15 protein-coding genes and 1 pseudogene are annotated in these 21,078 nt (G+C 34.5%); 14 read left to right on the plus strand and 2 right to left on the minus strand.

Going from position 1 to position 21,078, the window contains the following annotated elements:
* Positions 1–84: 84 nt before the first annotated feature.
* On the plus strand, positions 85–2,922 hold the full coding sequence (locus PI23P_RS01070) for a M16 family metallopeptidase (RefSeq protein ID WP_004568846.1): 2,838 nt from the start codon (positions 85–87) through the stop codon (positions 2,920–2,922).
* 122 nt (positions 2,923–3,044) lie between these two features.
* Here PI23P_RS01070 and fabD read toward each other — a convergent pair whose 3' ends face one another.
* Positions 3,045–3,932, minus strand: coding sequence for an ACP S-malonyltransferase (gene fabD / locus PI23P_RS01075; protein ID WP_004568847.1), 888 nt, complete (start codon positions 3,930–3,932; stop codon positions 3,045–3,047).
* A gap of 401 nt (positions 3,933–4,333) precedes the next feature.
* Here fabD and PI23P_RS12875 point away from each other — a divergent pair.
* The 11 genes and pseudogenes from PI23P_RS12875 to PI23P_RS01130 all read left to right on the plus strand — a co-directional run bounded on the left by PI23P_RS12875 (position 4,334) and on the right by PI23P_RS01130 (position 16,794).
* A pseudogene (locus PI23P_RS12875) lies at positions 4,334–4,635 on the plus strand (VUT family protein).
* Between the two features lie 283 nt (positions 4,636–4,918).
* Positions 4,919–5,623: a DUF547 domain-containing protein gene (locus tag PI23P_RS01085; RefSeq protein ID WP_004568849.1), complete on the plus strand. Its 705-nt coding sequence runs from the start codon at positions 4,919–4,921 to the stop codon at positions 5,621–5,623.
* Positions 5,624–5,656: 33 nt separating this feature from the next.
* Positions 5,657–5,992 carry an arsenosugar biosynthesis-associated peroxidase-like protein gene (locus PI23P_RS01090; protein ID WP_004568850.1) on the plus strand — a complete coding sequence of 112 codons (336 nt, stop codon included), beginning with the start codon at positions 5,657–5,659 and terminating at the stop codon, positions 5,990–5,992.
* Between the two features lie 131 nt (positions 5,993–6,123).
* Entirely contained in the window at positions 6,124–7,176 is a 1,053-nt protein-coding gene (gene arsS, locus PI23P_RS01095) for an arsenosugar biosynthesis radical SAM (seleno)protein ArsS (protein WP_004568851.1), read from the plus strand.
* Between the two features lie 249 nt (positions 7,177–7,425).
* Positions 7,426–10,620 (plus strand): SusC/RagA family TonB-linked outer membrane protein, encoded by a 3,195-nt coding sequence (locus PI23P_RS01100; protein WP_004568852.1) that lies wholly within the window; start codon positions 7,426–7,428, stop codon positions 10,618–10,620.
* Positions 10,621–10,630: 10 nt separating this feature from the next.
* Complete coding sequence (locus PI23P_RS01105; protein WP_004568853.1) at positions 10,631–12,070, plus strand: SusD/RagB family nutrient-binding outer membrane lipoprotein; 1,440 nt, start codon at positions 10,631–10,633, stop codon at positions 12,068–12,070.
* Between the two features lie 6 nt (positions 12,071–12,076).
* A complete protein-coding gene (locus tag PI23P_RS01110) occupies positions 12,077–13,411 on the plus strand; it encodes a sodium:solute symporter family transporter (RefSeq protein WP_004568854.1) in 1,335 nt (444 codons plus the stop codon).
* Entirely contained in the window at positions 13,396–14,223 is an 828-nt protein-coding gene (locus PI23P_RS01115) for a metallophosphoesterase family protein (protein WP_004568855.1), read from the plus strand. The genes PI23P_RS01110 and PI23P_RS01115 overlap by 16 nt, the downstream gene beginning before the upstream one ends.
* A 35-nt stretch (positions 14,224–14,258) precedes the next feature.
* Complete coding sequence (gene arsM, locus PI23P_RS01120; protein ID WP_004568856.1) at positions 14,259–15,227, plus strand: arsenosugar biosynthesis arsenite methyltransferase ArsM; 969 nt, start codon at positions 14,259–14,261, stop codon at positions 15,225–15,227.
* Positions 15,228–15,289: 62 nt separating this feature from the next.
* Positions 15,290–15,892, plus strand: coding sequence for a TIGR04282 family arsenosugar biosynthesis glycosyltransferase (locus PI23P_RS01125; RefSeq protein ID WP_004568857.1), 603 nt, complete (start codon positions 15,290–15,292; stop codon positions 15,890–15,892).
* Positions 15,893–15,978: 86 nt separating this feature from the next.
* Positions 15,979–16,794, plus strand: coding sequence for a purine-nucleoside phosphorylase (locus tag PI23P_RS01130; RefSeq protein ID WP_004568858.1), 816 nt, complete (start codon positions 15,979–15,981; stop codon positions 16,792–16,794).
* A 55-nt stretch (positions 16,795–16,849) separates the two neighbouring features.
* On the opposite strand, the gene PI23P_RS01135 is transcribed toward PI23P_RS01130, so the two are convergent.
* On the minus strand, positions 16,850–17,578 hold the full coding sequence (locus tag PI23P_RS01135; RefSeq protein ID WP_004568859.1) for a heavy-metal-associated domain-containing protein: 729 nt from the start codon (positions 17,576–17,578) through the stop codon (positions 16,850–16,852).
* Between the two features lie 357 nt (positions 17,579–17,935).
* On the opposite strand from PI23P_RS01135, the gene PI23P_RS01140 reads away from it, so the two are divergent.
* Together PI23P_RS01140 and PI23P_RS01155 are read left to right on the plus strand one after the other, a co-directional pair.
* Positions 17,936–18,790 carry a hypothetical protein gene (locus PI23P_RS01140; protein ID WP_004568860.1) on the plus strand — a complete coding sequence of 285 codons (855 nt, stop codon included), beginning with the start codon at positions 17,936–17,938 and terminating at the stop codon, positions 18,788–18,790.
* 1,332 nt (positions 18,791–20,122) lie between these two features.
* Positions 20,123–21,007, plus strand: a complete 885-nt coding sequence (locus PI23P_RS01155) for a sterol desaturase family protein (protein WP_004568863.1) — start codon at positions 20,123–20,125, stop codon at positions 21,005–21,007.
* The last annotated feature ends 71 nt before the right edge of the window (positions 21,008–21,078 follow it).

Raw genomic sequence — 21,078 nt, forward strand, 5'->3', positions numbered from 1 at the left:
ATTTTTTTTGAACATTATTTAACAGAGATTATGCTATCTTCTTCTTTCCATTTTAGTATTTTTAGCTTCTATAAATATTTTCCTATGAAAAAAATAAACATCATTCTTTTTACAATTGTTGGCTTAATGGCTTGCAAACCTTCTTCTAAAGAGCAGCCCGCCGAATTAAGCATCAACTACAAAAAAATTGAATTAAAAAACGGACTGAATGTTATTTTTCATGTAGACAAATCAGACCCTGTTGTTGCCGTAGAATTAATGGTACATGTTGGTTCAGCGCGAGAAATTGAAGGCAGAACTGGATTTGCACACCTCTTTGAACACTTATTATTTTTAGAATCCGAAAACTTAGGAAAAGGAGGCTTAGATAAAATGAGTGCAAGGATTGGAGGTTCAGGCGCCAATGGATCTACCTCTAGAGACCGCACCAATTATCTACAAACAATTCCGAAAGACGGTCTAGAAAAAATGATTTGGGCAGAAGCTGACAAGCTAGGCTATTTTATAAATACCGTTACGGATCCTGTTTTAGCAAAAGAAAAAGAAGTTGTTAAAAATGAAAAAAGACAAAGTTATGACAACAGACCTTATGGCTACAATCAGTTCGTAATTGGTAAAAATTTATATCCTAAAGACCATCCGTACAACTGGCAAGTAATCGGTTCTTTGGAAGACTTACAAAATGCTACTTTACAAGATGTAAAGAATTTTTATAAAAAATGGTATGTTCCCAACAATGCAACCTTAGTATTATCTGGTGACCTTGATGTTGCGCAAGCTACGAAATGGGTACATCGCTATTTTGATGAAATTCCAAAAGGCACCGAAAAAATTACTCCCCTATTGAAAAGACCAGGGTTTGTAAAAGAAACAAAGCTATTATACTATGAAGATAACTTTGCAAGAGTACCGCAGCTAACAATGGTTTGGCCAACAGTTGCATCTTATCACCCCGATGCATATGCACTAGATGTACTCTCTCAATACTTAACAGAAGGCAAATCGGCACCGCTAAACGAAGTTTTAATAGCCGAATTAAAGCTAACCTCCTATGCGAGTATGTATAGTGGAAACTCTGAATTAGCAGGAGAAGTGCAAATTTCTGTTAGGGCTTTTAACGGCATCCACCTGTCGGAAGTAAAAGCAGGAATTGAGAAAAGCTTCTTAAAATTTGAGGAAGAAGGGATTTCAATAAAAGATTTAGAACGGATAAAAGCAGGACAAGAAACAAGCTTTTATAGAAGCTTGTCTAGCGTATTAGGAAAAGGAACAAATTTAGCATCTTACAACACGTATTTAGGTAATCCAGGCTTTGTAACCGAAGACATCCAAAGAACATTAGCTGTAACTGCAGAAGACGTGCAGCGTGTTTATAAGAAATATATCAAAGATAAAAATTACATTGCAACCAGCTTTGTCCCTAAAAACAGTCCAGAACTTGCACTGATTGGTTCGGAACTTGCCGAAATTAAAGAAGAAAAAATCGTGACTGGAGCAGAAGAAAAATTTAACCCAAAAATTGCAGCTACCTATCAAAAAACACCTTCCTCCTTTGATAGAAGCGTAGCGCCTCCCTTTGGTGAAAAACCTACATTAGCCGTTCCGGAGGTCTACGAAAGCAGTTTAAAAAATGGCTTAAAAATCTATGGAATAGAAAATGATGAAGTCCCTTTAATCCGTTTTAATTTGACCATTGATGGAGGGCAATTATTAGAATCTATGGATAAATTAGGTGTTGCAAGTTTAACTGCCGATTTATTAAACAAAGGCACACAAAATAAAACAACACAAGCGTTAGAAAAAGCAATTCAAGAATTAGGTGCCACTTTAACTGTATTTGCGGACAAAGAAAGCATTACGTTAAGTGGAACAACCTTGGCTAAAAACTATACAAAAATATTAGCATTAGCAGAAGAAATATTATTAGAACCCAGATTTGACTCCCTTGAATTTGACTTATTAAAAAATGCAACTATTGCGCGCTTGAGACAACAAGAGGCCAGCCCTAATGCAGTTGCCAGAAATGCTTACGATGAACTCATATATGGAAAAGAAAATATGCGTTCTAAAAATATATTGGGAACCTTAGCGTCTGTGCCCACGATAACTTTAGACGATTTAAAAGCGTATTATAAAAATTATATTTCGCCTTCTGTCTCAAAAATGTTAATTGTAGGGGCCATTCCCAAAGAAAAAGTAATTGCATCCTTACACACTTTAAATACCAATTGGAAAGCCAAAGAAGTTACTATCCCAGTATACAAAACTCCGGAGGCACCAACAGAACCTGCTGTTTATTTTTATGATATCCCAAATGCAAAACAATCTGTTCTCCAGTTTGGTACGCCTGCCTTAGCAGCAATAGATGCGGATTATTATGCAGCTACTGTGATGAACTATATTCTAGGTGGCGGTGGGTTTGCCTCTCGATTAACGCAAGAATTAAGAGAGGGAAAAGGCTATACCTATGGTATTCGATCTGGATTTTCTGGAACTAAAGCAAGGGGTACTTTTACCATTTCTAGCGGCGTACGCTCAAATGTTACCTTAGAATCTGCACAGGCAGTTCAAAAAATTTTAAAAGAATATCCTACTACTTTTTCCGACAAAGATTTAGAAACTACAAAAAGTTTTTTAATTAAAAGTAACGCACGAGCCTTTGAAACTGCGGGTGCAAAATTAAACATGCTTTCTATGATTAGTAATTATGGATTGAAAGCTGATTATATTAGAGATCGAGAAAATACGGTTAACAATATGACGAAAGAACGAATTCAAGAATTAGCAAATACGTACATCAATCCCAATAAAATGATCTGGCTCATTGTTGGTGACGCAGAAACGCAATTAGAAAGAATGAAGGCATTAGGGTATGGAACACCAATTCTTTTAAATAAAAGACAGCGTGCAATTAAGAACTAATACTTATAAAGAGCACTGGATACTACTCCACTTTTAGAGCTGAAATGAAACTTTTTACACTTATTTTGAAAGCCCCAATTCCAGATTTGAGATTGGGGCTTTTAATTTTAATGATACACCTTCTATGCGTCTAAAGAAGCGCCAATTGCAACAACACTTCTATCTATTTTTCGCATTAAGCCCTGTAACACTTTCCCTGGTCCAACTTCTATAAATTCAGTGGCACCGTCTGAAATCATTGCCTGTATTGATTGTGTCCACCTTACAGGAGCAGTCAACTGAAGTATTAAATTTTTCTTAATTTCTGCAGGGTTTGTAACCGCTTCTGCTGGCACATTCTGGTATACTGGACAAGTTGGTTCACAAAAGGTAGTTGCCTCAATTGCAGCGGCTAATTCTTCTCTTGCAGGCTCCATCATTGGCGAGTGAAAAGCACCCCCAACAGGTAATAATAACGCTCTCTTTGCTCCTTTTTCTAATAAAACTTTACAAGCTTTTTCAACTGCAGAAAATTCACCTGAAATCACCAATTGTCCTGGACAATTATAATTTGCAGCAACCACTACACCTTCAATTTCTGCGCAGGCCTCCTCCACAATATGATCCTCTAAACCTAAAACAGCTGCCATCGTAGAAGGTGCCATTTCACATGCTTTTTGCATGGCCAAAGCTCTTTTAGAAACTAAAGTCAAACCATCTTCAAAAGATAAAACACCATTTGCCACTAAAGCAGAGAGTTCTCCTAAAGAGTGTCCTGCAACCATTTCTGGCTGAAAAGAATCCCCTAAAACTTTTGCTAAAATAACTGAATGTAAGAAAATTGCAGGCTGAGTAACTTTGGTTTCCTTCAACTGCTCCGCAGTGCCCTCAAACATAATATCTGTAATTGAAAAACCTAAAATGGAATTTGCCTTTTCAAAATATTTTTGTGCTAAAGGAGAATTTTCGTACAAATCCAATCCCATTCCTGTAAATTGTGCCCCTTGGCCAGGAAAAATATATGCTTTCATAAATGTTTATTTATATTCATTTGTTTAATCGTTCGCGAAAATACTCATTTTTATTGAAAGCTATTTCGCACAGACCACGAGATCTCGCTTACTGTGCTTCCCTGTCTACTTTTAGAAAATCTAGAAACTCAAATACTTGTAAGAAGAGCTGCACAAGATTCCGTTTCTCTACCTCTTCTTACTGCCTTCAATGCTCTCGACTTACAGACTGCAATTTTACTACACAAAAAAAAATAGTAAATTTGTAAGTAACTTGAAAAGGACAAACAACTATTAGATACCATTTATCTTATACTGGCAGCATTATTTATAGCCTCTGCAGTCGGTTCTAATTTAATTTTTTAAACTATTACTATTAAGATCCTTTAGTTTGATATCATTTTGAAATTTCAGTAGAAATCTTGCCCTATCTCATTACCTTTTTAAGCACCAGTATTTTATCAGAAATCTGTGGTCGAAAAGAAGCACACCAGGTTGTAGTTGCGGGTGTTTTCACCTCCTATCTTACATGCTAATAATTTTAACTGCCGATTTTACGCCTGCGATAAAAAACTCTTTTATAAGGGATGGCACTTTTCATCAAGTTTATGGCTTGTCTCTTATTGCTTTTTTTGCTTCGATGTTAGCCTACCTATTTACGCTGTTTATAAATATTAGAATTTTCCACTTTTGGAAAAAACGAAGCCAGAGAAAATATTTCTAGATGCAAAATAATTACTCTATGTTCTCGTCACAATTTATCGACACCTTTACTGTTTTTTTTACTGTGCTCTTTTAACATTTTACCTTGGAGTATTTTTGTGAACTTACTTCTTGGTGGCTTTCTTTTTAGAATACTTATTGCAGTAGTGGATACTTCTATATTATATGGAATTATCTTCCTTTTTAGAAGAAAGTTCCAATTAAGAATAGCGTGAGAAATTTTAAACTAATTTTATGTAATGAACTCACGCAAATTTCGTCTATCACACAAGAAAGAAAAATACATGAAAAAAATAGGAGTCCTATTGCTATTTCTATTTGTCAGCTTTGAAGGGAATGCACAAACGACAATATTTAATGACCTGTTGCAAAAACATGTAACAAATGAAGGTGTGGTTGATTATAAAAATTTTAACCGATTAAAACTTAAAAAATACCTAACCTATTTAGAAACAACAAAACCCCATATATCTTGGTCAGAAAACAAACAAAAAGCATTCTGGATGAATGTTTACAACGCATATACAATACAAATAATTTTAGAAAATTATCCTTTAAAAAGCATTCAAGATATCTACAAAGAAGGTAAAACTGTCTGGAAAATTCCCTTTGTAAGAGTGGGGGGAAACACACACACACTAGACGATATTGAACATAGGCTATTGCTAAAAGAGCTGTTTGATCCCAGGATTCACATAGGGGTAAATTGCGCTTCGCTTTCGTGTCCAAAACTTTCAAATATTGCTTTTACCGAGGCAAATATAGAGGATCTATTAGAAGAACTCATGAAAGCGTTCGTCAATGATCCCTCTAAAAATAAATTGACTGAAAATGCTTGTGAAATATCAGCAATTTTTAGTTGGTTTGAACAAGATTTTGTTAAAAACGGGACTATAATTGCCTTTTTAAATAGGTATTCAAAAACTCAATTACAACCAAACAAAAAAATTAGTTACCTAGAATATAACTGGTCTTTAAATGGAAAATAGTACCTTTAATTTTCATCAGAAATAAAAAAAATAATGTCTAAAAACTATTACGATGCTGCGGATTTAAGAAAGTTTAGCAAGATCACAGATTGGAGTCCAGAGCTTGGCAACAAGTTTTTTGATTACTATGGAAAGGTCTTTGAAGAAGGTGCTTTAACGGCCCGTGAAAAATCTTTAATTGCTTTAGCTGTTGCTCATACAGAGCAGTGTCCGTATTGCATCGATGCCTATACAAAAGATGGATTGCAACGCGGGATTACCAAAGAACAAATGATGGAAGCAATTCATGTTGGAGCCGCTATTAAGAGTGGTGCTACCCTAGTGCACGGGGTTCAGATGATGAACAAAGTTGACAAATTAGAGATGTAAGCAGTCACTTTTTTAGCAAATTTAAAGAATTGCCAACCCCCCACAAAGTGAGACTTTAAAAAAAGTACTTCAACACCCCCATTGTAAACTTGACAAATTAAAACCTCTCGACTGTGCTCGAGGAGATACCTATGAAAAAATCATTAAAAGCAAGAAATAACGACATCGCTAAAACTGCGCGTCAAATGGAAATTCTTTCTAGTGGCATTTTTGCTACAGGCGAATTGCCAACCTTCGCTGCAAAAATAAAAGAAACCCATCAGTTTCCATTGCGACCTAACAAACTAGAGATCTTACAAATAAACTTAGGGTACATGTGCAATCAAGTTTGCGGTCACTGCCATGTAGATGCAGGTCCAGACCGCAAGGAAATTATGACCGTGGAAACGATGCAACAATGCTTAGACGTTATCAAAACAACCGAAGCACATACTTTAGATTTAACAGGAGGAGCACCAGAAATGAATCCTAACTTTAGATGGTTTGTAGAAGAAGCTTCAAAAGCAGGAATTAAAGATTTTATTGTACGCTCTAACTTAACGATTATTCGCGCCAATAAAAAATATTATGACTTGCCAGAATTCTTTAAAAAACACAATGTACACGTAGTTTCTTCAATGCCACATTGGACTCGTGGAAAAACAGACAAGCAGCGTGGAGACGGTGTTTTTGATAAATCAATAAAAGCTTTGCAAGAATTAAATGCCATTGGATATGGTTTAGAAGGCTCAGGTCTAAAATTAGATTTAGTTTACAATCCTTCAGGGGCATTTTTACCCGGAGACCAACAAGCCCTAGAAAATGATTTTAAAAAAGAGCTTAAAACTGCCTTTAATATTGATTTTCACAGTCTTTTTGCCATCACGAATTTACCCATCAGTCGTTTTTTAGATTATTTGATAGCCTCAGATAATTATGAAGAATATATGACTTCCCTCGTGGAGGCCTATAATCCTTCGGCAGTAACCAATGTAATGTGCACGAATACGATCTCAATCAGTTGGGACGGATGGCTGTATGACTGTGATTTCAATCAGATGCTAAATCTAAAAGTTGCAAGCACTGTAAAACATATCTCTAATTATAACGAAGCAAAATTACAAGATAGAAATATCATAACAAATCAGCACTGTTACGGCTGCACTGCTGGTGCAGGGAGTAGCTGCCAAGGAGTTGTCGCTTAATTTTTAGTGCAGGGTGTTTCCGAAATAAAAGATTTTTTACCCGTATAAAGACAGAAGTTTGGAATGCGCCACTGTACTGAAAACTTGCAGAAAAATTTAAAATAGTATCTAAAATTGCAAACTCCTTTTTTACAACATGTTTTAATTTTCTAAAAACTATTATACCGGTCCTTTTTTATTTCAATCTGACCTTTAATTGATCTTAAAACCTACATATAAATTCGCTTTTCTAGACATAAAACATATTAAATGAAACACATTTCTATTTGGATCTTATTGCTCTTTTCGAGCACTATTTTTTCACAAATAAAAATTACAGGTACAATTACGGATAAAAATACTGGAGACATAATTCCGTATGTAAGCATTTCTTCATCAAAAACGAATGGAACCAATTCTGAATTAAATGGAGACTACTCTCTTATAATCTCAAAAGAAAATCAGTTTCTAACATTTACATACTTAGGGTATAAAACTCAAAAAGTACGTATCGGAAATAAAAACACTATTAACATTCAACTTGTTGAACAAGAAACCAGTTTAAATGAGATTGTTGTTACTGCATTAGGCATTCGTAGACAAACTAAAGAACTAGGGTATGTTGTTCAAGAATTAAAATCTGAAGAACTAACGGAAGTAAAGACCCCCAATTTTCTTGATAATTTATCGGGGAAATTGGCAGGTGTGACCATTTCACAAGGAGCAACAGGAGTTGGTTCATCTTCTAAAATTACCATTCGTGGCGAAGCTTCATTCTCCAATAACAATCCGCTTTTTATAGTAGACGGAACCCCAATAAACAATAATACGGCCTTTAATTTCACAAATGAAGCTGCTGCTGGTTTCCAAGAAATAGACTTTGGTAACGGCGCAATGGAAATAAATCCTGATGACATAGCATCTGTAACCGTGTTAAAGGGTCCTAGTGCTGCTGCTTTATATGGAACAAGAGCTTCTAACGGAGTACTTGTTATTAAGACGAAAGATGGTAGCAAAAAAAGAGGTTTAGGCGTAAGCATTAATTCTTCAGTTACGTTTGAGAGTGCTTTTCGTCTGCCCGATTTCCAAAATGAATTTGGTCAAGGAAATTCTGGACAGTTTAAATATGTAGATGGTTTAGGTGGCGGAACAAATGATAATATTACCTATTCTTGGGGTCCAAGATTAGATGCAGGCAACTTCATTGCACAATTTGATGCTCCCGTAACTTTACCAGATGGAACGATTGTTCGCGGTGGAGATACTTCTTTATATAATAGCGCATCTATTACGCCCACTTTATTCAAATCAAATCCTAACAACTTAAAAGATTTTTATCAAACAGGCATCACCACTATTAATAATATTTCTATTACTGATAGTTTTGACAGCGGCTCTTACAGATTATCCATCACAGATTTAGATAGCGAATCGATTATTCCAGGCGTAAATTTACATCGAAAAACAGCGGCTATAAAGATGAATTTTAAGCCGTCTGAAAAGACGAAAGTGACGGCTTCTGTCAATTATGTAAACGCTGGTAGCGATAACAGACCAGCCAACGGATATGGAAGTGAAAATGCCAATTATTCTTTGGTTGCTTGGGGACCGAGATCTTTAAATATTGATAGTTTAAAAGACTACTGGCAACCAGGATTAGAAGGTTTACAACAGTATTCTTTCAACTATACCTTTTTTGACAATCCTTTTTTCATATTACAAGAAAACACGAATTCCTTTAATAGAGATCGTGTCTTTGGTAACATTGCAATAAACCATAAGTTTACAGACAACTTAAGTATTTCTTTACGCTCTGGAATGGATTACTCCTCCGAAAAAAGAAAGTTTAAACGTAATTTTAGTTCCAATCGTTTCAAGAACGGTGCCTATGCAGAACACGATGTATTTTATAGAGAAGTGAATACAGATTTCTTAGTAAACTATACCAATAATTTTAACGATTTTTCTTTTGATGCTTCTTTTGGTGGAAATAGATTAGATCAAACAGCATCCACAAAACAATTACAAACATCAAACTTAGCACAACCTGAAATTTTTAGCTTTAACAACGCAGCCTCACCAATTGAAGCTTTTCAGTTTGATTCTAAAAAGAGAATTAATTCTTTCTACGGAATTGCAAAATTTGGATATAAGAATTATGTATATGTAGATATTACTGGAAGAAACGACTGGTCTAGTGCACTCGCAACCCCTTTTTCTATAGCCGGAAATTCTTTCTTTTATCCATCAATCTCTTCAAGTTTTATTTTATCAAACTTAATAGCGTTACCAGAGAATATCTCATTTGCAAAATTAAGAGCAAGTGTTGCACAAGTTGGTAATGATACCAATCCATACCAAACATCTGGTGCTTTTGTATCGCAAACAACGTTTAATGGACAAGCAACCTTTAGCAATCAAGACTTTATTCCGAATGCAAAATTAAAACCAGAACGAACCACATCATATGAATTTGGTGCAGATTTACGTTTTTTTAAAGACCGTTTAAACGTAGATTTCACTTATTATAACGCAACAACGAAAGATCAAATTATCTCTTTACCAATTGCGATTTCTTCAGGTTATAACCAACAAGTGATCAATGGTGGAGAAGTAAATACAACGGGTGTCGAAATTATTTTAGGAGGAACCCCAATAAAAACGCGTAATCTTAAATGGAATACCACCTTTAATTTTGCTGCTAATAAATCGATCATTAAAGATTTACCGCAAGAAGAAGGACGTTTAACTTTGGCATATAGTAGCATTTACAATAGTGCAAATCAGACCGTATGGTTTCAAGTTGATGAAGGTGGACGTATAGGAGATTTGTATGGAACCGGATATGAGAAAAATGAAAATGGCCAATTCCTTTTAGATAATAATGGGCGTTTTATTGCCAATAATAATTTAATTAAAATTGGAAATTACAATCCTGATTTTACCTTAGGTTGGAATAACAGTTTCTCTTATAAAGTTTGGAACGCAAGTTTCTTGTTCGACTGGAGACAGGGAGGAGAAATTGTTTCTAGAACACGGGCTCTTGGAAACGTTGGAGGTCAATTGGCAGAAAGTGCAAATAGACCAACAGAGGGTATTATTGCCCAAGGAGTAAACGTAAATACTGGACAACCAAACACAGTTGCTGTTTCTGCAGAAAGTTATTACAGACAATTTTATGATAGAAATCATGAAGAGAATAATGTCTATGATGCCTCTTATTTAAAATTACGTCAGTTTTCAATTGGCTACACTTTAGATCTTAATGAAGGCTTTTTAGGCTTGACAGATACCTCTACAATGAACTTTTCTTTTATTGGAAACAATTTATTTGTAATTACAGAAAACCCACATTTTGATCCAGAGCAATTAGCGGTTCAAGGAGACGGTTTTGTGAGCGGCGTTGAAGATTTAAGTTATGCTTCGAGTAGAAGTTTAGGTTTTAAAGTAGGATTTAATTTTTAAGAAATTTACAATGAAAAAAATTAAATACATAATTGTAATATTTGCATTCACATTTGCAAGTTGCACCACAGATTTTGAAGAAATTAATACCAATCCAAATGCACCTGTTTCTGTGCAACCAAAGGTACTATTAAGACAGGTAATTTATGATTTTGGTGCAAACATGAGTTTTGAGGGTTTTGTTGCTGGCGATTTATTGGCACAACACAGAACCGCTTTAGATTTTAATTTATTTGACAGACACGATCTAAAAAGTCCACAATTAGGAGGGAATCCTTGGCCAATCTTTTTTACCAATTTACGTGACAATGAAATCATTTTAAAACAAGCCAGAGCAACACCTGCTTTCGCAGTATATGAAGGTCCTGCTTTAATTTTAAAAGCATACATGGCTGCCGGTTTGACTGATTTATTTGGTGATGTCCCGTATTTTGAAGCATTCAACGGAATTGACGGAACAGTAACTCCTTTATACGATTTGCAAGAAGACATTTATCAAAATGAAAATGGTATTCTCGACAACATAGACAAAGGAATTGCAGCAATAAACGCCTATACAGGCTCAATACCTTTAGAGGGAGATATTTTATATAACGGAGATTTAAATGCATGGATAAAGTTTGCTACTTCTTTAAAAATTAAATACCTCATTCGAATTTCTGGTAAAGTAGACGTTTCTGCACAATTGCAAGCACTATTTGCCAATGGAAATTACATCAAAAATAATACAGAAAATGCCGTTTTTGATTTCACCAATTCAGAACCAAACAGTTTTAGATTGGCACAGTTAAGAGTAGGAGATTTCAATAATTTTGTACTCTCCGAAACTATGAATGAAATTTTAACCAATTTAAATGATGAGAGAATTGGCACTTTTTTTAGACCTTTTTCAAATTCCGCTTCTAACGAGTTTAACGGTTTAATAAACGGAATTGATGCCTCCTCTAGTTCTATTGTGTTGTCTAATTTTTCTTTGTCTGGAAACATATTCAGAGAAGATACTTCTACCTTGGATGCCAATTTTAGTACGGCATGGGAAACTAGTTTCTTACTTGCAGAGGCTGCAGAAAAAGGATTGATAACAAGCAATGCAGAAACCTTATACAATCTTGGGGTTACCCAGGCTTTTGAATACTGGAACACAAATTTATCTGCCTCTTATTTACTGAAAAATGCAAATTACAAGGCTCAAGGCACCTCTCCTCTAGAACAAATTATTACTCAAAAATGGATTGCCTCGGTAATTAATGGGTACGAAGGCTGGGTGGAATATCGAAGAACAGGATTTCCTACTTTAAAAAATATCTCAGCAAGCTTAAATAACGGAAATATTCCGGTAAGAATGCCATATCCGGCAGAAGCCGCAACCTTGAACTTAGAAAATTATAAAGTAGCAGAAACCGCAACAAATGGAAATAGTCTAGACGTACAAGTTTGGTGGAATGAATAATAAATTATGAATGTAATTAATTGGCAATGGCTTTTAATCATTAGCTCGAGTTTACTCTTGTTCTTTTTATCTCCATTTGCAAAAACAACAGATCAGTTTTTTAAAGCGGTACACAAAAAAAAAGCACCCAATACGTTGGTATTGACTGGAAGTTTAATTATTTCTTGGATTTTTGCAAAAAGTATCACAAACGCTGCGAACCTCGGCCTGAGCTTTGGTCTAGTAGGCGGCATTGCGTATGCTGGGTACTATTTATCTTTTGCCGTTGCAGGGATTATTATTTATCAATTGAGAACAAAAGGAGGCTTTAAAAGTATCCATGAATTTTTAATCTCAAAATTTGGAAAAAAAGCCATGGCAATTTTTTCAGTATTGATTGCTTTTCGCCTTTTTAATGAAGTATGGAGCAATACCATCGTGATTGGCAGCTACTTTGGTACACAAGGCAGTAGCTCTTACTATTTGGCTATTATTATCTTTACAGTATTAACATTGTCTTACGCTATAAAAGGTGGTTTGAGTAGTTCTATTTTTACTGACGTCATTCAAATGGTGCTATTTTCTATCTTATTAATCATCATTTTAGGAACTATTTTTGCTTCGAATACTGTAACTGCTACAAAACTTATTTCCTCAGGAACTTGGAGCTTTGAATTGGGTTTAAATTTATTTTTTGCTGCAATTATTCAATCTTTTAGTTACCCTTTTCACGATCCTATTTTAACCGACAGAGGCTTTATTTCCTCACCTAAAGTAACGAAAAGAAGTTTTTTGTGGGCAAGTATTTTAGGTGCAATTTGTATCGTATTATTTAGTTTAATTGGTGTGTATGCGAAAACAAAAGGAATGTCAGGGCAAGCAGCTGTAGAGGTAGGAAAAGCATTTGGTGTTGTTATTTTATTAGTAATTAACTTTATAATGATCACCTCGGCAGCCTCTACTTTAGACTCTACATTCTCTTCTTTTTCTAAATTATTAGCAGTAGATTTAGGTTTAGGGAAATCTGTCTCCTTCGGAAGAATTACAATGATTATCATTGCTGTTTTAGGAACCATTCCCGTATTTTTAAATGCTGAAATATTATCAGCAACCACTATTTCAGGAACGATGGTGATTGGATTAACACCTGTTTTTATTTTCTGGAAAGTAAAAGTCCCAAAAATTAGTTTTTATTTGAGTGTTTTCTGTGGATTGGTATTTGGGTCTTTTCTGATTTTTGAAATTTTTCCAGCGGCATTGATATTTACAAAAGGAAAATACGCCTCTTTATTATGGGTAAATATTTGGGGAATTAGTAGTTGCATCATTTTATATTTTATTCCAAAATGGATCAAAAAATAGCACATATCGATAAACTCTCTGGGAAAATATTAGTTTTCGGAGGCGTTTATAGCAATTTACAAGCTTTAGAAGCTTTGAAACAAATTGCAGAAAAAGAGCATATTGCTCCAGGAAATTGCATTTGCACTGGTGATATTGTTGGCTATTGTGCGCAACCTGAAGAAACAGTGCAACTTTTTAAATTATGGGGCGCAAAAAGTATCGTTGGTAATGTAGAAATTCAATTAAGAGAACATGCAGAAGATTGCGGTTGCGAATTTCAAGAGGGATCTCGGTGCGACGGATTTTCTCAACTTTGGTATCCTTTTGCACAAAGTAAATTATCTGAGAACTCTTTAGACTTTCTAAAAACATTGCCAAATAATCTGCATTTTAAATTTGCTAAAAAAAAGGTAACAGTGTTGCATGGGTCTTACTTTAATGTATCAGAATTTATTTTTAAATCTACCCTTTGGACTGTAAAACAATCAAATTTCGAAGCTACAAAAGCAGATGTGATAATTGCAGGCCATTGTGGCCTACCTTTCCATGATTTGGAAGGAGGTAAAACCTGGCTAAATCCAGGTGTTATTGGAATGCCTCCAAATGACGGAAGTCCAAATGTTTGGTATGCCATTTTAGATGATTCAAAAGAAAACTTTAACTTTGAGCATAAAACTTTGAACTACAATTACAAGTTGACCAGCAAATTAATGCAAAATGGTATACTTCCTCAAGAATACGCGAGAACTATCATTACAGGAATATGGGACAATACAGAAATTTTACCCCCATTTGAAACTGGTTTGCAGGGATTTGGAATTCAACTTTAACAAAAGAACTATTTAAAATATTTAAATAAAAATTTATGAGTTATTTAGAAACTACAAACGACGTATACAGAGAAGCTGCTTTAACACCCGATGTCGGTCTTTGCTGCACGACAAATCCTATTTGGGAATTGCCAGGATTAAAAATCCCAAGAATTATGCAAGAGATGAACTATGGTTGCGGCTCTACAGTGCATGCAAGAGACCTAACAAACAATCCAAAAATGCTGTATGTGGGCGTGGGAGGTGGTATGGAATTGTTACAGTTTTCATATTTTAACAGAAGCAAAGGAGGCGTAATTGGGTTGGATGTTGTAGACGAAATGTTAGAAGCATCGCGTAAGAATTTTAAAATTGCAGAAGAACAAAATGAATGGTTTCAGAGTGATTTTGTAGACTTGCGCAAAGGGGATGCAATGGCCTTGCCCGTAGCGAACAACTCGATCGATGTTGCGGCTCAAAATTGCTTGTTCAATATTTTTAAATCTGATGATTTGAAAAAAGCAATTGCAGAAATGTACCGCGTACTAAAACCTCATGGACGTTTGGTTATGAGCGACCCAACTTGTGAACAGCCTATGAATGACGCTTTGCGAAATGATGCCCGCTTGCGTGCCTTATGTCTAAGCGGAAGTTTATCTATTGCAGATTATGTAAAAGCATTAACAGATGCTGGTTTTGGAACTGTTGAAATTAGGGCTAGAAAACCGTACCGTATTTTAGATACTAAAAACTACCCTACAGACGAATTAATTTATATCGAATCGATAGAAGTTGCCGCTATTAAAGATCCAATGCCTGCGGACGGACCTTGTATTTTTACAGGAAGAGCAGCTATTTATTTTGGTGATGCAGCTTATTTTGATGACGGATTAGGGCATACTTTACTCAAAAATCAACCGTTGGCCATCTGTGACAAAACAGCAGCAGCGCTGCAAGCGTTAAACAGAGATGACATCTTTTTTTCTGAGCCTACCTTTCATTATGACGGTGGTGGCTGCTGCTAGCTAAAAATGGACATACATGGTGCAAGAATAAAGAATAATTAGAAAATAAGTACAACAAACCTATGGATGAAAACTTACTCTTAATATTTACAAGAAATCCTGAATTAGGAAAAGTAAAAACGCGCTTGGCAAAAAAAGTGGGCGATGAAACGGCACTTTCTATCTATACCTTTTTACTACATAAGACTAAAGAGATCACCTCTAAAGTTCTGGCAGATAAGGCCATTTACTATTCTGTAGACATCCAAGAAAAGGACCTTTGGGATGCTGCTATTTTTCAAAAACACCAACAAAATGGATCAGATTTAGGCATTCGAATGTTGCATGCTTTTCAAAATGGGTTTGCAGCTGGGTATAAAAAAGTGCTAATAATTGGTAGCGATTTATATGACTTAACCCCTGAAATCATAACAAAAGCATTTCTTAAGTTGACGAAAAATGACTTGGTACTTGGGCCTGCAGAAGATGGAGGCTATTACTTATTAGGCATGAAGTCTTTACATTCTGAAATTTTTAAAAATAAAAAATGGGGTACAAATACAGTGCGAAAAGACACGCTAAATGACTTAAAAGATAAGAAAGTATTTTTGTTGCCGCTGTTAAATGATGTTGATATCTTTGAGGATATTGAACACCACCCAGCATTTCAACATTTTTTAAAATAACCCTCATTGCAAGAAGTCTCGGTAATATTGTAAGTGCAAGCAGATACGTATGTTTTGCATCCTAAAAAAAGAAGAAATAGTAGTCTATGAAAATACAACAATTACAAGAAACCATCAATTTTTTAAAAGTAAAAGGCATTACAACTCCTGAGGTTGGTATTGTTTTGGGAACTGGACTTGGCAAGCTCGTAGATGAAATTGAAATAGAAATAGAAATTCCCTATTCAGACATTCCAAATTTTCCAGTGGCAACGGTTGAATTCCATTCAGGAAAGTTAATATATGGCATTTTATCAGGTAAAAAAGTACTGGTAATGGCAGGCCGTTTTCACTTATATGAGGGCTATAGTGCTTGGGAAGTTACCTATGGTATCCGGACCATGCACGGCCTCGGTATTCAAAATTTACTAATTTCGAACGCTGCTGGCGCCATAAACCTCAGCTATAAAAAAGGTGATTTAATGTTAATTGATGACCATATCAATTTGCAGGGAAGTTCTCCTTTGGCCTTTCAAGGAGCCAATGATTTTGGTGCTATTTTCGCAGACATGCTAGCCCCCTACTCCAGCAAGATCAATGCTACAATTACAACCATTGCAAAAGCTCACAATATTCTTTTGCACAAGGGCGTATACGCAAGTGTTTTAGGACCGCAACTAGAAACAAGAGCAGAATATAGAATGTTACAAATTTTAGAAGTAGATGCTGTTGGTATGAGTACAGTGCCAGAAGTTATCGTTGCAAAACAGCTACATTTGCCTTGCGTAGCTATTTCTGTATTGACAGATGAGTGTGATCCTAAAAATTTACAACCTGTAAATATTGCAGAAATTATCGCCATTGCAGGAACAGCAGAGCCTAAAATGATTGTTCTTTTTAAAGAAGTACTTAAATTGCTCTAAGTGCAAGAGAACTAAAAATATTGTAGATATAACAAAGATGGAATGTCCACGATTATCAAATTATTAGCATACCTATTGCCATTACTATCATAATTGCATTTTCTATAAAAGTAGCTTCAGTCATCGGGAGCTTTAATGCAGTTCCAAGACAAGCACACTGAATCGTTTTTTTACTCAAGAGCGTTTTAGTGACCCCAACAGTGGTAACTCCCAAAATAACGACAGTCAATACCAACGCAATATCTATTTCAAAGCGCAATAAAAAAAGTAGCCCTAGACTCGTCTCTATAAATGGATAAATTTTACCATAAATAGGAACTCTTTTCGCTGCAGGATCATACATGCGAAAAGACACTGCAAAACCTCTTAAATCTAGCATTTTAAAAAAGCTGAAAACAATATAAAATAATCCCATAAAATCGAGCATACATGCCCTCCAATCCCATGTTTTATAATTCAACATTAAACTTGCCACTGTAATATAAAATAGAATAATAAACAACGGTTTTAACTGCTGCACTTTATTGCTCTCTTTTTTTGAACTTATCTCTATGTTTATATCTTTCTGAAACAGCCCTTTTGACTTTTCTGTAATGACAAATTTCTTTGGCAGTGCTTCCTGTAATTTATTCGTTGGAATTAATGAATTCATTAGAATCGTTGCTTCACCTTTTTCGAGATCAACAAGAACACGCGCTGTACTTTCTATCTTGTTTAAAGACTCTTCTACAGTAGCTTTACAGCCACCACAAGTCATACCCTCTATTTTGTAATACTTTTCCATTAAATCCTTTTTAAGTTTTTGATGTTCAAAAAGCCAAAATATTTTTTTTACACGGCATCCAGCTTTCTCAAAAATATCTCGCTTTTCTTACATCTTTATTTTTTACAAAATGAGATTATTTAGAGTAGATAAAAATAGGATTAATTTCAGGTATTAAAAAGTAATAAGGGCGTATTCTTGGGTGACCCTACTATTTAATTTCTAAATAACGTCAAAACGGGTATTAATACGCTTTTAACCATTTGCTTTTTGCAGTACCTTTAGTTACATTTTATAAATAAACTTTTAATAATTTGTTTCATAGTGCTACAAATTCAAACTACTATCTATTCTAAAGGATAACATCCCCATTATTCCATGAATAAAAAGCTCTTTTTAACAATTGCCCTGGTATATCCCCTTCTTATTTTTTCAAAAATAAATAAGAGCGATCAATACCATAAAAACCTCTATAAACGAGCGCCTCATATTTACACTTTGCCATTTCATGGAAATCTTATCACTACAAACTATCTATCCCCCAATAGTTCCTTAAAACACCTCTTCCCACTGAAAAAAATAGCAGCAGCAGTAGTAGAAATTGCAGTGCGGTATTTTATTGTCACTACTGCTTCAATAAACCATACGCTCACTGAAGCGGAAACAATAAAAAAAGCAATCTCCAGTACCATACCATTAGCTTTGATAGGTCTTTTCATACTTAGCTATAAAAAAATACGAGGACGAAATCGAAAAAATGAGCAAACTGAACTACAAAAAAAAGGCATTCTAAAATTAAAAGTAGTTGAATTACAAAAAGAAAAAGAAACTAGCAAATACTACAAAGGCTGCTTGGAAGAACTTAAAACAGCTTTCATTCAAACCACAGCGCAACTCCTTATCCTCAAAAAGCAAATGAACAGCTTTAACGGTCAAGAGGAAATAGCAGCACTACGAGCATCCGTAATATTAAAGCACAAAGATTGGCTTACCTTTAAACTATTATTTGATAAAAGTTATCCAAATTTCACAAACCAGCTTGTAGCTAAAAACAAATATTTAACTACGGCAGAAATACGGTTTATGATGCTTCAAAAAATAAATCTTTCTAACCAAGATATGGCTAGAAGTCAAAGTGTTGGAAACAACGCTGTGCATAAAACCAACAGTCGAATTCGACAGAAACTACTTTGTACGAACGAAGAATTAAATGCCTTAATAAAAATACTATAATCGCAAATAGGTTTGTATGAACATCATCTCTTAAAATAGAATTTAGAATAGCATCCTTTTAAAACGTAAAAATTAAAACTCTTACTAAACAATAAATAAACTGTCAACTATTTGTCAGTGTTTATATGCTCAATTCTAGTCAAAAAAGATTAACTTTATTAAAATAAAAAGGTTCTAAGGGAAACTATTAAGAATCACTTGGCAATTCTTAACCATCCTGCACCCAAAAGCAAAAACATTGAAAATAACTGACGTGTTTTTTGAAACTACTTGCACCAGCAAGCTGAACATGGAGCTTCAAAGACAGATATCTATCGTGACTTAAACTGTCTAATTTTCAAGTTTTGCGAAAAAAAAAGTCTACTAAATACTCTATAGTAGATTCTAACTTGATTTTAAATAACGTAAAAAATATCTTTATAAACACAACGATAAATAAAAGAGTACTTTTTCAATCCTTTTCTATTTATGGGAAATATAAGTTGACCTCTACAAATGAAAAAAAAAGAGAAACAAAAAAATATTAAAAGAATCAATTTAATGTTTGTGCTGTTTTTAATCATGACATCCGCATGTCTAGTGTACTTATTTTTTTTTCAAAGTAAAAAGAAAATACCGCATTCTATTTATAAAAAAACACCCTTTAAACAAAAAATATTAAAATCAGAATCAACATTCTACTCTGCAAAATATTCCTATATTTTAAAAATACAAGCAATTCGTAGGAATCTTTATGTGTCCAAAAATAATCACAACTTTCCACATCCTTTTGTGTGGTGTTCTTCTCAATCATAGTTAAAAAAAGGTCAATTAATATTACAACTAGAAATGAGCTTATTAATATCTGCAGAGAATAATACGGAATGAATCGCGAATACGCCTCCTAGAATCCTTAAAAAATGGAAGACTCTTTAAATAAACCTTTACAGCTTGTTTTAAAAAATGATGGCAGTATAAAGTTGCATGCCGAGGGGGAAACTTTTACGCGGTCCCCAAAATAATTATTTTGAGCAGATTTAAAATTTCCCATTTAATAAAGGAGGTAGTTAGACTATTCTTTACTCTAGATTAATTGAACCATCCATCTATTTTTTTAATACTGTGGTAAGATAAATTCTTAGAAGATTAAAAAGAAAAAATCTCTTACAATCACTTTGAGAAAGAATCATTTTACTTTTAATTGTTATAATTTTGTAGCCAAATATTTTCAGTGCCACATTAAGATCAGTACCCTTAAAATACTAAACTTTAAAAAGCAGTTGATTTGTAAGTATTGTATATTAAACCTGACCAATAAATTTTAACTTTTATAGAATTGCAAAACTAGTGAATATGAATACCTACTTAGATCTTATAAAGGCAGCTTACACTAACTACTGGAACTATTTAAAACAATCTGTTTTGATGGAACTCAATTGGGAGAATTACTTTTATGGACTTCTTATAATTTCTCTACTCGTTTGGACATTAGAGCTTATTTTTCCTTGGCGTAAAGAGCAATCATTATTTAGAAAGGATTTTTGGTTAGACACTTTTTACATGTTTTTTAATTTTTTCTTACTGAATTTAATTGTGCTAATCGCACTGTCGAATACTGCAGCGCAACTTTTTGAAGACTTTCTTGGACTTGCAGGCTTATCCGTTTTTAGTTTTCAGCTCATCGAATTGAATTCGCTCTCCTTTTTTGCAAGAATTTTAATCTTTTTTATCGTGGTCGACTTTACGCAGTGGTGGACTCACAGATTAATCCACAAGGTAGAATTTCTTTGGACTTTTCATAAAGTACATCATTCTGCGAAACAAATGGGATTTGCAGCACATTTGCGCTATCACTGGATGGAACCTATAATTTATAATTCTTTAAGATACATACCTCTAGCAATTATCGGAGGTTTTTCCGCACAAGATGTAGCACTTGTTCATTTCTTTAATATTACCATGGGCCATCTAAACCACGCCAATATTAATTGGGATTACGGGTGGTTAAAATACATTTTGAACAACCCAAAAATGCACATTTGGCATCACTCTAAAGTGCTACCAATAGAAAAGAAAAGTGGTGTAAACTTTGGATTAACATTAAGTATTTGGGACTATCTCTTCAAAACAAACTATATTCCTCACTCGGGTAGAGATATTGAAATCGGTTTCGAGGATGACGAAAACTTTCCAAAAGGATTCCTAAGACAGGAACTTTATCCTTTTTCTCAAAAATAAAATTTTCATAATTTTCAATAAAAGTAGGACATCCTTTTATTTGTCTTAGTATCTTAGGCAACGAGAGTTAT

The sequence above is a fragment of the Polaribacter irgensii 23-P genome (assembly GCF_000153225.1).
Taxonomy (GTDB): Bacteria; Bacteroidota; Bacteroidia; order Flavobacteriales; family Flavobacteriaceae; genus Polaribacter; species Polaribacter irgensii.

Excerpts from the sequence above, each read along its gene's own strand:
- PI23P_RS01115 (WP_004568855.1), top strand. The coding sequence starts at position 13,396 with ATGGATCAAAAAATAGCACATATCGATAAACTCTCTGGGAAAATATTA.
- arsM (WP_004568856.1), top strand. The coding sequence starts at position 14,259 with ATGAGTTATTTAGAAACTACAAACGACGTATACAGAGAAGCTGCTTTA.
- PI23P_RS01090 (WP_004568850.1), top strand. The coding sequence starts at position 5,657 with ATGTCTAAAAACTATTACGATGCTGCGGATTTAAGAAAGTTTAGCAAG.
- PI23P_RS01105 (WP_004568853.1), top strand. The coding sequence starts at position 10,631 with ATGAAAAAAATTAAATACATAATTGTAATATTTGCATTCACATTTGCA.
- PI23P_RS01130 (WP_004568858.1), top strand. The coding sequence starts at position 15,979 with ATGAAAATACAACAATTACAAGAAACCATCAATTTTTTAAAAGTAAAA.
- PI23P_RS01155 (WP_004568863.1), top strand. The coding sequence starts at position 20,123 with ATGAATACCTACTTAGATCTTATAAAGGCAGCTTACACTAACTACTGG.
- PI23P_RS01100 (WP_004568852.1), top strand. The coding sequence starts at position 7,426 with ATGAAACACATTTCTATTTGGATCTTATTGCTCTTTTCGAGCACTATT.
- PI23P_RS01070 (WP_004568846.1), top strand. The coding sequence starts at position 85 with ATGAAAAAAATAAACATCATTCTTTTTACAATTGTTGGCTTAATGGCT.
- PI23P_RS01085 (WP_004568849.1), top strand. The coding sequence starts at position 4,919 with ATGAAAAAAATAGGAGTCCTATTGCTATTTCTATTTGTCAGCTTTGAA.
- PI23P_RS01140 (WP_004568860.1), top strand. The coding sequence starts at position 17,936 with ATGAATAAAAAGCTCTTTTTAACAATTGCCCTGGTATATCCCCTTCTT.
- PI23P_RS01110 (WP_004568854.1), top strand. The coding sequence starts at position 12,077 with ATGAATGTAATTAATTGGCAATGGCTTTTAATCATTAGCTCGAGTTTA.
- PI23P_RS01125 (WP_004568857.1), top strand. The coding sequence starts at position 15,290 with ATGGATGAAAACTTACTCTTAATATTTACAAGAAATCCTGAATTAGGA.
- PI23P_RS01135 (WP_004568859.1), bottom strand. The coding sequence starts at position 17,578 with ATGGAAAAGTATTACAAAATAGAGGGTATGACTTGTGGTGGCTGTAAA.
- arsS (WP_004568851.1), top strand. The coding sequence starts at position 6,124 with ATGAAAAAATCATTAAAAGCAAGAAATAACGACATCGCTAAAACTGCG.
- fabD (WP_004568847.1), bottom strand. The coding sequence starts at position 3,932 with ATGAAAGCATATATTTTTCCTGGCCAAGGGGCACAATTTACAGGAATG.